A 12,917-nucleotide genomic window follows, 5' to 3' on the forward strand; every position below is an offset into this window, starting at 1 on the left:
TACAGATGATAGTAAGTAAAACAAAGTTGCTGAGTGGTTTAGCGATTTTAATCCTGATGTGTATGACGCTTACTAGCTGTACAGAAGCAGCTCAGGAGGATTCGTCCGGTAAAAAGACAATTCGTATTATGATGTGGGGGAATGGTCCTGCTGAAGTAAATGGCGATCGTCAAATTATTGAAGAATTTGAAAAACAAAATCAAGATATCAATGTTGATATCGTCGTGGCACCTTACGATAATATTATGCAAAAATTTGTAACGATGTCCGCAGGGAATGATCAGCCGGATTTGATATGGATACAGGACGTATACTTGGCAGATTTTGCAGAGAAAGGTTTACTTCTCGAACTGAACAATTATATGGAGAGCAATAAGTTAAGCAGGGAGGATTGGCTGCCTGGAGCCATGGAGAGAGGCACATGGGCAGATAAACTGTATGCGCTTCCTAGAGATTTGATTACGATTAATATCGCGTACAACAAAGATATGTTTGACGAAGCGGGTGTTTCTTACCCGCAAGATAACTGGACCTGGGATGAGTTTTTGGATGCTGCAAAAAAACTTACAAAGCGTGATGACAAGGGTAGGACTCTTCAGTTCGGCATGGCTTCTTATTCTTGGCAAGAAGCTGTAGTAGCCAATGGAGGCGGACTTTTCAGTCAGGACGGTAGTGAGGTGTTATTGGATTCTCCGGAAACGATAGAAGCCCTTCAGTGGGTCGCCGATTTAACGACAGTTCATCATGTTGCGCCAACTACGGCGGAGTCTCAAGGACTCGGGGATTTGTTTCTAGCCGGCAAAGCAGCGATGACATTTAGTGGTCCATGGAACTGGAAAGCCTATACGGAAGAAACTAATTTTACCTTCGACGTGGTGGAAACGCCAGCAGGTAAAGCAGGCAATAAATCTCAGCTTCTTGGTCTTCCGATTGCCATCGGTTCACAGACAAAACACCCTGATGAAGCATGGAGGCTTCTTGAGTTTCTGACTCATGGAGGTGGGCAGGACATCCAGTCCAATATTGTAGGAGCGTATCCTTCTGTGAAGCGCGCGGAGGAAACTTTTCTGAAAGGTCAGTACTCACCTGATAGTGTAGAAGCTGTTCCAAATGCCATGAAAGAGAATACAGTCGTTATGCCTTCATTTCCGAACTTGGCACAAGCACAGGATCTTATTCAGCCTGTCGTAGACGAAATTGCTAGAGGAAAGCAACGTGCAGAAGTTGCCTTACCCAAACTCGCGAATCAAATTCGAAAAAAATTCGATATGAAATAAAAACTTTTGAGGAGGGTCACTTGAATGCTATTATTTTCTTCAATTCAACCCGATCATGTATATTTGGAAACAATTCAAGGAAGGACAGCTATGAAAAAGGATACTTCAACATTGAAGTGGAGAAATCACTCTACGTGTGTTGAATTCTCTGAGAAAGGTGAGCAAATGGAAGTAAGGCTTCAATCACCGGCATGCGAAGTATTCTATGTTGTCCTTCGATGGGAGGCTCAATGGCCGCAACAAGTGAGTATTCTGGGTGACCACTTTGAGAGAGGATATGGTGACCTGGAGTGGCGAGGGCACGTAACTGACAGAAAATTGCCGTGGTATTTTCTCGTTAACACAGGAGAATCAATCGATGCCTTGGGCGTGAAGACCCGTGCTGGTGCGATTTGTTATTGGAATACAGATCCGCGAGGATTTACATTAACATTAGATGTCAGAAACGGAACAAAGGGCGTCCAGTTAGGCGACCGTGTATTAGAAGCGGCAACCATAATATATCGTCATGGTCTCGCTGAGGAAACGTCCTTTGAAGCGGCCTGTGAATTTTGTAAATTATTGTGCGATGATCCCCTACAGACGGACGAACCTGTATACGGAAGTAACAATTGGTATTATGCCTACGGGAATAGCTCTTACAGCGATATTATTGAGGATAGCAGGTTGCTTGCTGAATTGTCTCCGATTGGTGGTCCTCGCCCGTATATGGTCATTGATGATGGTTGGCAGCCAATACGCCTGAGCGGACAATCTTGTAATGGAGGGCCGTGGGAACGCGGAAATAATCGATTCATGGATATGGAGAAACTTGCTGCTGATATGAAAGAAATTGGGGTTAAACCGGGGATATGGTATCGTCCTTTACTGACCAGTGAAAGACATGAGTCGCATTTTAAACGAAGAACAAGTGAAGGTGACGGTTCAACCATCCTGGATCCCTCTGTGCCGGAAGTACTCGAACTTATTAAAAAGGATATCCGTAGATTTGTAAATTGGGGCTATATGCTGATTAAACACGATTTCTCTACCTTCGATATTTTTGGTAAGTGGGGCTTTGAAATGAATGATTCATTTTTTGCGTATCGTGAAGAATTTAAAGATCGCTCAAAAACCACAGCTGAAATTATCGTTAATCTATATAAAGCAATTCGAGACGCGGCTGGGGACGCTGTCATTATTGGATGTAACACCATTGGTCATCTGGCAGCGGGTCTTGTACATGTACAACGTACAGGTGATGATACAAGCGGTATTGAATGGGAAAGAACGAGGAAGATGGGGATTAACACTTTGGCGTTCCGCATGCCCCAGCACAACGCCCTGTTCCAGGTAGATGCTGACTGTGTGGGTATAACGGATAAGATACCATGGGAGTTAAACAGGCAGTGGCTTCAACTCCTGTCCAGAAGTGGAACTCCATTGTTTATCTCTGCTGATCCCAAAATTGTTGATTCCGAGATGAAAGAAGAGATTCGGGCGGCATATGTAACATCTTCTAAATTTATACCCGCAGGATATGCGAGAGACTGGATGAATACGACCACTCCGGAGAAATGGGTACTTCAAGGACAGGAGGTTGAATTTAACTGGCATGAGGATGCTGTCCTTGAAAAAAAATGATATCTCATGAAAGTGTTGAGATACTGCATTGGTTCACTAAATTATGACCAGATATAGAAGGATGTGAACGTATATGAAAATCGTACTTATAGGCGGAGGCAGCTTCGTGTTTGCGCCTACTGTACTGGAAGATGTGATCGTGAAGCATAGAATCTCTGGTACCTTGGTATTGGTGGATTTGAACAAAGAAGTCGTTGAAGCAATGGCAGGTGCGGGACGAAGAGTGGCTTGGGATCTGCAAGTTCCAATTCAAATTGAAACCACAATAAATCGCAGAGAAGCATTAGTGGATGCGGATTATGTCATCATTTCAGCTTCTCCCCAAGGGGCACAACGTTGGCTTACAGATTTCAATATTTTGTCAGAATATGGATTGGCTGATCAAGCAAGAGAATGCGGAGGGATCGGCGGACTTATGAATACATTCCGTTCGGTGACGCTGATTCTCGACATCTGCAGAGATATGGAGAAACTCTGTCCGAATGCCATTTTGCTGGATGTAACTAATCCCATGCCGCGTGTAATCACAGCGATCGAACGCTATACTACGATTAAAGCTTTTGGATTCTGCAATATTGCCTTTCGCGGACCTAGAAACTATGCTTTTCTTGCCAGTTTGGTTAATCGGTCAGGTGATGAAATCTCCGTTGTTACAGCCGGCCTCAATCATTTTTCCTGGGTTATGAAGATAACAGATAAAATAACAGGCGCAGACCTACTTCCCGAATTAATTGGTGCGCTCCGGGAAGCAAGAGGGGCCAATTATGATGAAGAAACGAAGAGAGAGCTTAGAATTATGGGAGAATGGTATGATCTGTATGGAGCGGTACCAGCAGGCGCAGTTGATCATCATGCGGAGTATTTACCATACAGTGAGGAAATTCATTATACAACTTCCCCCCCGTATCATGGAACAGCCGCAGAACGGCAGAAACGATTACAGGAATTATTAAATATTGCAGAAGGGAAGCTGAATTGGCAGCGGTTGTTTGTAAATCCGAGCTGGGAACATCCCATTGATCTAGCAGTAAAACTCCATCAAGGTGGTCAAACAGAGATTCCAATACTTAATGTACGCAATAACAATGCTCTTCCTCAGTTGCCACGAGATCGAATTGTGGAAGTGCCTGTCACTGTTGACAATGGTGTGATATCGTCTGTAGCTGTTCCTCCATTTTCAGCTCAATTGGCAGAACTTCTCAATGAGATTTCCTACATTCACGAAATTAGTGTTAAAGCGGCAGCTACTGGGGATAAATACTGGGTCAAATTAGCAGTTGATTTGGACCCTGCGATCACCCAGAAAGAAACAGCTTACAAAGTGGTTGAGAAAATGTTAAACGCACATGCGGATCTGCTTCCACAGTTTTAATATCGTAGAAGATTTATCCCCATGAGCATTATAACTTTGAATGATATACTCTAAGGTATAGCTTATTGCCTATGGGGCAGCATGACTACGTTGACCTGAACAATAAATACAAGATAGTGAATATTCATATGATAATCACTGGTTCATCCTGCTTGTAAACGACAGTATGGGAGTTAACACCTGATAATCCGTTAAACTAAGGAGAAACGATGGCAATAATAGCAAGAAAGCAGCTGATCGCATTTTATTATGGCTTTAGACAGTAGAGTGCGTAAAAGGTGCGAAACGAAAAACCACCCGCTATACGGGGTGAGGGATCCAGACATGACAGAACCGATTGCCGGGAGGGGCATTAAGATAATAGTTTAGAAAACTTAAAAAAGGCTATTTTACATGAGATTTTTCATAGCAGTAAAGAAGGGAAATCGGTAACTCTATATAAGATAAGAAACTACATTATACCTGTACCATTGTAAGCTTATACGGGGTCAACCAGAACTAGTCTAGAGAAATGAAAGTAGCATTATAGAAAACACAAAGAAGGGGATGCGAATATGTGGAAATCAATATATTTACACGTCTTTTGGTGTTCAGCATAATTCTAATTACCACCCCGGTTAATACTTTAAGTTATCTATCATAATTGAAAGCAAAGGAAGTTATAACTTCAAGCGTTCTTAAAGCTAACATGCATACTTTGAGCAATTTTATCGGTATAAGTTCGTGTCCCGAGCCAAGGACAAGAACTTGTACCGATTACGGGAATGGACAATAACATAGTCCGATTGTTGATTAGATGTGTATTTAAATGAAGAACAAGCTCATTCTGAACTTTTTTGTTACTATAATCAAGAGAGTATATCTGCTCAAATTGACACTACGGTTGCTATATACTATATGATATTTTTGTAGAATAGGGGGTATCTATTCGAGCTAAATCAGTAGGATTCGATGGGGTTGAGATCCATGGAGCAAATGGCTATTTACTTGATGAGTTTCTTACCGATTATACCAATACTCGTTTAGATGAGTACGGTGGCAATACAGAGAACCGTGTACGATTCCTAGTAGAAGTGTCAACGGCGATCAGGGAAGCTATTGGACAGGATTTTACAGTTGGAATTCGTATCTCTCAAGGTAAAGTGAATGATTATGCTCATCAATGGGAAGGTAAAGAGAAAGATGCAAAGATCATCTTTGAAGCGTTAGGACAAGCGGGTCTAAATTATATCCATGTTACTGAGTACAAAGCTTGGAAACCCGCTTTCCAAGAATCGGATAGAAACATCAATGAAAAATCGCTGGTGTCACTTGCAAAAGAATATGGAAAAGTACCTGTATTAGCGAATGGACATCTGGAAGAACCAACGAAGGCAAGCGAAATGATTACGTCTGGAGGAGCTGATCTAGTTACTCTTGGCAAAGGAGCACTTGCGAGTCATGATTGGGTGAAAAAGGTGAAAATAGGAGAACCAGGGAGAATTTAGATCAGGAAAAGATACTAAGACCTAATGCAAAAATAAAAGATCTCGAAATGAAAGAAAATTGAATGTTAAACTTCTATCCATTCAACTAATGGGAACGAGATAGCTCAATATTACCAAGAAAGCAGCTGATCAATGCGATCAGCTGCTTATTCAGTTTGTTTCACTAAACTACCCGTTAGTAAAAAAAGCAGCATCCTCGAACCTTTGTGAAAAAGTTTCTGACCGATAAAGTTGGTCAAAATTTAATAAAATGCTGTAACACGAAGCAAATAGTCTCTTTGAGGCCACTGTTGGTGTTTTTTTATTGAATATGTATAAGTTGTTGTCCTAAGCCGAGGAATTAAGGATTTGCCGAAGAATAGTTCCTTTTTCCGAACACAGATACGTTTTTTAAAAGATTATACAATACTAAAATGAAATCAGATGGCCAGTCACCTAGAGTTGAAAGCGCATACATTTGCTTGAAGAGGAGGTACGACAAGAGTAGGATTCACAACATGCTTAGGTAGAATGATTGATTAAAGGAGGCAGGGAAATGGTCAGAGTTAGCGTTCCACTCAAGAAAATTAGTTTCATTGTGTGTGCGGTTTTGTTGCTTACGGGACTACTGCCAGGAAAAGCTATGGTCAGCGCAGAAACAGACATCGAAACAGAGTCTCCGAGCGGAGTGGCTCCGATTTCCAACTTGGACACATCAACCTATCAGAAGCCTACACTGGTCGCCAATGGAAAACCGTTCTTCTTTAATGGCGTTCAGATCAGGGATGACAAGATTTTAACGCGTTTTAATTACACTGATGCTCAGATGCAAAACGTATACCAGTTGGCAGCAGACGATGGTTTTACTGTTGCAAACTCACAAATCCTGTGGTCGATGATTCAGCCAGATCAGGTATTCTCAGCCACGGAATCCACTTATATCTCTGGAGGTACCAACGCCAGTACTAATTTCTCAACCAGTAAATCGGTAAAAGCAAAATATGATTCTACGAATGTGAGTAATCAGGCTCTAACCTATTTGAAGTTTGATTTTACCTCCTTATCTGAAACCTCAGCCGACGCTGCCAAAATCAGGATCTACGTGAATAGTATGGATGCTGGAACCGCTAATCTGCATCTATATGGTATTACGGATGACTCATGGAATGCATCAACGATGACTTGGAACAGTGGTGCGCCGAATCACGATGGGTACCAGGTTTCTGGGACGTTGGGCGTCGATTATTTTGACTTAGGCATCACCCCGTCTTACGATCCTGTAAATCAAGTGGCTATGTATGATTTCGACGTTACGGATTTTGTTAATAACCATGCGTTTGGAGACGGTAAGAAAGCAAGCTTTATACTTCAGACGGATACCGTCAATAACGTAGGCGTGACAATGGATGGGACACAAGGAGCCACCTATTCACCTAAGTTAATCATTTCCAGGGCCGATGCTTGGGATTATTCATGGTTAGACAAAGTTATTGGATTTGCAGAGACAGCCAATCTGAAGCTGGAATTAATGTGGTTCGGATCGGATACCACAAAAATGACAAACGATCACAGAGTTCCCTATTATGTCATTCGAAACTTTACAAAGATGCAAACCAATGATGGACAGGTGCTTCTTGAAAAAGCAGCTGGCTACACGAACGAAGCCGTATATACGTTTCGTATGTCCAAAAACGATCCGAATTTGAGGGCTCAGGAATACACTGCTCTAAAAAATATGTTTGACCATGTGGCTGAATATAATGCTACCCATGGTAATAAGCAAACGGTAATAGGTGCGAACATTAGTAATGAACCCGGTAATGGTATTGGGGGAACACGTTCCTACGATTCATATAGCAACGCCGATTATACAGCTGGTGGTTACACATCACACAACAGATTTAACTGGGATTCGTATTGGGTTTGGGCTCAAAATTTAGGTGCCGCAGTAAAACAGTCTAACTACCCGGTATGGACGAGGATCAATTTTCATACCTTCGAAGGGGACTTCATTTTCAGGAATGAGGAAATGAAAGCTAGAGGAGAAACGACTTATGTGGATTTTGTAGGATACGATCCATATATTGGTTCAACCGATGAGGGTTTTCGATATGGATTGGGACTCTGGCCGGATACCAGTTATCTGCCTTACAACTATGGGGGGAACTTTCCAATGATTATGGAGACATCCGGATCAAGATCCACTTCAGATTATCTGAATATTGCTACCCTTGCAGGGGGATCCACCTATAATATCTATAACATGATGGCAAATGACGGTAACGATTTGTACAACAATGGTCCGAATAACTTGCCTGTAGCCAAAAACAATAATACCACAGGAATAAGAAAAACGAACTTGTGGCTTAAGACAATCTGGTACGATCTTGCGACTAAAAAGCCGGATAGCTCGGGAGGAACGATGCTCAAGTTTTTTAACGAACATGCCGATAATGCGGCCAACGTCACTAAAAATATTCGAGATATCAATATTGTCTACAGTACTGCAAATAAAGGAGTCGGTATGGCGATAGAGAGAAGCGAAAACGAAATAGCCCTAGCTAGCAAAACGGCTTCGACATTTACACTTGAAAATTTGCTTGCCTACGGTCCCGTTACAATGACCACTGGTTATTACGATGAAAATAACAGCTGGGTATCGACGGGGAGCAAATCCTTTACCACAAACGGAAATGACGTTACTGTAGCTATGAATGAATATGATACCGTAAGAGTAGTGAGTACGAGTTCTCTTCCAGAACTGAACACATATTATTCAATTAATGACGATTTTCTCAATTCATATGCAGGTTGGACGACCCAAGGAAAAGTAAGTATCGCAGATAAACCAGGAGTACTCGATCAGAGTCTTCATATTGAAGGGTCTTCCTCATCCGCTGAAAGCTCCTTTGCCGAGAAAACGTTCACGCCTGTGAGCGGCGATGTAAAAATGGAGTTTCGTATTCGCCGAAATGAAGCAAGTGGCACTGTTATTGCACCTGATGTGTATGACAACTTAGGTAACGTTGCCCTAAGTCTGGCCATGGATACTGCAGGCAATATCGTCTATAAGAATGCAAGCGGTGCATGGGCGACATTGCAAACCTACACAAACAGAACCTGGTACAAGGTTGAAATGGATGTGAACACGAATACCGATACCTATGATCTCTACATTAACGGTGTGAAAATGTTAGAACAAGAACCATTGGCAACTCCCGTAACCAATATCGCCAAGATCAGATACTTGGCTGAAGATGCAACAAGCGAAGCAAACATTGATAAGGTCAAGATTTACCAGGAAGGTGCACCTACTCAACCAAGCGAGGAACCCTTACATTTTGAAGCTGAGACGACTCCTTTTTCAACTAGTGGTATTACCATAAATAATGTCTCAGCGAATGATGCAAGCGGAGGACAATATGCTCAAACAAGCACATCAACAAACATAGGAGATTGGGTCCAGTATACTGTTCAGGTTCCTACTGCCGGAACCTATAATTTCAATGTCGGATATAAGACACATAAAAAGAGCAGAGGGACCGTACAATTGACGGTCGATGGCGTGAACCAAGGGGCTCAAATCAATCAATTAGCCGCCACTGAAGGATTTACCTCAGTTGATTTAGGCGAAGTTACACTATCTGCTGGAGAGCACACATTTCGATTTACAGTAACGGGAAAGAACGTTTCGAACAATAGCTATGCTGTTACCATTGACTACATCGACTTAATTCCCGCTTCTTCAAAAAATAGCGATCCACTTGATGTACACTTTCACATGAATAACTTATAAGCATAGAGAGGAGAGAATCTCCTCAGTCTATTGTTCTGGTAGAATGTTCTTAACCGAAATTAGAATTCTATTCGAGGGGTGGCAGCACCATGTGGGCATTTCTGAAATACAGACATACGCTGTCATTTCAAAAGAAGTTAATTCTTTTTTTCTTGCCATTAGCTCTGATTCCGATGATTTTCTTGGCAGCGCTATCAAGCTGGATTTACAATGATCAAATCTCCCAAGGGATGAACCGTAATTTGAATAGTACTGTAAATTTAATAAATGATCACCTCAATACATATCTGAATGAATTGACTAGATTGTCAGTTCTCCCCTATTACAACAACACCATTTTGGAAATCATGCAAGGGACAGACAGTGTTAGCACTTCCGATTATTATCAAGTTCAAGGGCTCCTAGTCCAAGCCATTCGAAACCCTAGGGAAGATCTACAGAGTGTGTTCATTTATCGGCGTGATGGTCAGATCTTCTCGAGTGCCATTTACAATGCAAATATAAATGATCAATATAACTTTAAAGATTCAGAGTGGTACCACAAGTCAGTAAAAGCCAATGGAAAAGTTGTGTTTATGGGTAAGGCAAATGATCCTCGTATATTAAACCGCCCAGAGCCCACATTCTCTATTGCCAGAGCGATTAAAATTTATAATGGCCCCATTATAGGGGTGATTATTATCGATGTAAACTTCACGGGGTTCGCCAGCATATTCCAAAACGTAAACTTGGGGAATAACTCAAATATTGTAGTACTTGACCAGAACAAGCATGTTGTATATAGCAAGAACGAACATTATTTGTCGGTTGCGTCTGAAGTAGGTCCTGACAAACCGAATGTACAAGCAGAAGGTGAGCAATTAATCATTAGTCAGATACAGTCTGAAAAAACAGGCTGGAGCATTATGGGAATTGTATCTGAAACGGAGCTTAACCAGGGTAAGGCAACGGTTTACAAACTTATCTTTACCGTAGCAGCTATCGTATTTTTTGTCATTTTAATGGTATCCGTATTCCTGTCCAATACGATTACCAAGCCGCTCAGAACACTTCGCCGGCTGATGGGAAGAGTGGAGAGGGGTGATTTCAACGTGGCTTATAACTCATTAGATGAGAATGTAGAAATTAGTCAGGTGGGGCGCGCCTTCAACAAGATGAATCAACGGATCGATGAGCTTATTAATCAAGTGTTGGAAATCAGATACAAGCAGAAGGAAGCCGAACTAAATAATTTGAAGCTGCAGATCCGACCTCATTTCCTGTATAACAACTTGGAAGCGATAAGGGCTCTAGCTGAAATGGGGGATCGGGAAGGAATCACAGAGATGACATCTGCACTGGGCGGAATGCTTAGATACAGTCTAAATAAACAAGATACGAAAGTCACACTCCGTCAGGAGCTGGAGCAAGTACAAAATTACATTAAAATAGAAAAGATTCGGTCGGGCGATTCCCTAGTTGTTCATTATGATGTGGACACGGATCTATTGGATTGTATGACCATTCCAATCCTGATCCAACCCATTGTGGAGAACTGTATTCACCATGCTTTTAATCACTCAACTGGAGTAAAACAGATTGAACTTGCCATATTAGCAAAAGGAGATGATATGGTCATATGTTTAAAAGATAATGGAATCGGAATAACCGCAGAAAGATTGACCCAACTATCAGCTTACTTGAGAGATGACGTGGAGGAACTTCCATCCGCTAATTTTGGCATCGGGTTAAAAAATGTCCATACCCGAATTCAATTAGAATACGGTCCTACTTATGGACTCTTCTTATTCAGTGAGTATCAAAAAGGCATGATCGTGGAGCTTCACATCCCAAAAAGATGCTAGGAGGTAGGCATGTTTCGATTATTGGTCCATGATGATTATGTCATCGCGCGGCAGCGTTCCGACAACAGAAGTTGTGTTATTGGAAAAAAGGGAAAGGGCTGTTCTCGTTGTGGAATAGTATGTCCTCTGTAGTTTTAATTTAGTATTTAAAGTCCTTTGCAAGCCCTATATCGGATAGACATGTCCTCCGACAAGCAAATTTCCGGGCAATAAAGTGTCGTACATATGTACAAAATACGAGTTTTGTGAAACAGTACTAATGATTTAAAAGCTGCACAGTGATTTTAACCCTGCACAGCCAATTCTCATACGCATTCGTTTTAATCCCAGACTACTTCTGTTCCTGCAATAAAATCATGAATCGCACGTCGATCCTCACGCAAACCAACCATAAAAGCACTCACAATAACTCCGATACCCAAAGTTATTACATACACAAGTCCAGCCACAACAACTCGCATCAGCATCGTACCAATTTTTGGCGGTTCATGTGTATCGTATTTACGGATTCGAATTCCACATATACGTTTTCCAATGGTTCGGCCATACCAGTAAACTGGTAATAAAATTGAATATATCGCACTAAGTAATTTGGCAATCGGTTCATCCGTATCAAAATTACCCGTAAGCACACCTGCAATAATAACTAACGGAATTGAAATAATAAGACTATCCAATACATTTGCTCCTAATCTAATCCAAAAACCTGCTTTATACAAAATGTTTTCCTCCAAACTACAATTTTAAACTAAATTTCTAAATTACTTCCTGAACTCCCTTCATTAAAATATCTAACTTTATGTACACAACTCAAATAGTATAACAGAAAATTTTACCTTTTCACGATAAAACTCCTATTTCATTTTAATTGCAACCTTTGTGAATTTTATAACAAATTTCGAATTAACTTAACTTCTGTTCACACTACTTACTCTTATCTTTTCTAATATTTAGCTTCTGAGTCTCCAATAAAAACACCATAATAATTATGTAAACCAAGAAAGCTACTCAACATTTGTTAAGTAGCCTTCTGTTCGTTCTGCATCTGCCCTCTTCGCCAAATCTTATTCTCCACAATGGCATAGACTAAACCGGCGATGGCAAATATCCATATCGATGTCATTCGGTTCAGATGGTATCCATTCACGAAATATGGATTGTACATGAGATCAAAAACCCACAGCCCGCCCCATCCAAACCCAATCATATAGATGAAAGTTCTCATCATAGGAAAGCATACATATTTCCGCAGCAGCCATGAGATCGGGATAAGAATAATAACATAAAAAGCGACTAAATAGTGACCGAATCCCAGGATAAGCGACAAAATATATATCAAGCCCCCTAGATTACGTATGCCGTAATACTCTGTCGTTGTAATATGGTACCCTTCAATCCTCTCAAGAACGATGAGTGCTGTAAAGAAGATCCCGATAAATATCAGTCCTAATACCATGTAACGTTGAACCGCGTTCACCAACATCAGATCACCCCAATGTCTAAAACGCAGCCAGAACCGTTCAAGTTACATGATTTTGA

8 protein-coding genes are annotated in these 12,917 nt (G+C 41.3%); 6 read left to right on the forward strand and 2 right to left on the reverse strand.

The genetic code is table 11. The annotated features are described in order from the left end of the window. The first annotated feature begins 5 nt into the window (after nt 1–5). From MKX40_RS16665 to MKX40_RS16690, 6 genes are all read left to right on the forward strand, one after another. The gene (locus MKX40_RS16665; protein ID WP_339234145.1) at nt 6–1,277 is read left to right on the forward strand and encodes a sugar ABC transporter substrate-binding protein; all 1,272 of its coding nucleotides are present in this window, start codon (nt 6–8) and stop codon (nt 1,275–1,277) included. A gap of 90 nt (nt 1,278–1,367) precedes the next feature. Continuing rightward, the gene (locus tag MKX40_RS16670; RefSeq protein ID WP_339234147.1) at nt 1,368–2,900 is read left to right on the forward strand and encodes a glycoside hydrolase family 36 protein; all 1,533 of its coding nucleotides are present in this window, start codon (nt 1,368–1,370) and stop codon (nt 2,898–2,900) included. Between the two features lie 73 nt (nt 2,901–2,973). Next, on the forward strand, nt 2,974–4,272 hold the full coding sequence (locus MKX40_RS16675) for a hypothetical protein (RefSeq protein WP_339234149.1): 1,299 nt from the start codon (nt 2,974–2,976) through the stop codon (nt 4,270–4,272). 962 nt (nt 4,273–5,234) lie between these two features. Then, nucleotides 5,235–5,759, forward strand: coding sequence for a hypothetical protein (locus MKX40_RS16680; protein WP_339243105.1), 525 nt, complete (start codon nt 5,235–5,237; stop codon nt 5,757–5,759). A 535-nt stretch (nt 5,760–6,294) separates the two neighbouring features. Continuing rightward, entirely contained in the window at nt 6,295–9,534 is a 3,240-nt protein-coding gene (locus tag MKX40_RS16685) for a DNRLRE domain-containing protein (protein ID WP_339234152.1), read from the forward strand. 89 nt (nt 9,535–9,623) lie between these two features. Then, nucleotides 9,624–11,378 carry a sensor histidine kinase gene (locus tag MKX40_RS16690; RefSeq protein WP_339234153.1) on the forward strand — a complete coding sequence of 585 codons (1,755 nt, stop codon included), beginning with the start codon at nt 9,624–9,626 and terminating at the stop codon, nt 11,376–11,378. A 320-nt stretch (nt 11,379–11,698) separates the two neighbouring features. Here MKX40_RS16690 and MKX40_RS16695 read toward each other — a convergent pair whose 3' ends face one another. Continuing rightward, a complete protein-coding gene (locus tag MKX40_RS16695; protein WP_339234155.1) occupies nt 11,699–12,112 on the reverse strand; it encodes an RDD family protein in 414 nt (137 codons plus the stop codon). Nucleotides 12,113–12,396: 284 nt separating this feature from the next. Further along, on the reverse strand, nt 12,397–12,861 hold the full coding sequence (locus MKX40_RS16700) for a hypothetical protein (protein ID WP_339234157.1): 465 nt from the start codon (nt 12,859–12,861) through the stop codon (nt 12,397–12,399). Nucleotides 12,862–12,917: the final 56 nt, after the last annotated feature.

The sequence above is a fragment of the Paenibacillus sp. FSL R5-0517 genome, from assembly GCF_037974355.1.
Lineage (GTDB): Bacteria > Bacillota > Bacilli > Paenibacillales > Paenibacillaceae > Paenibacillus.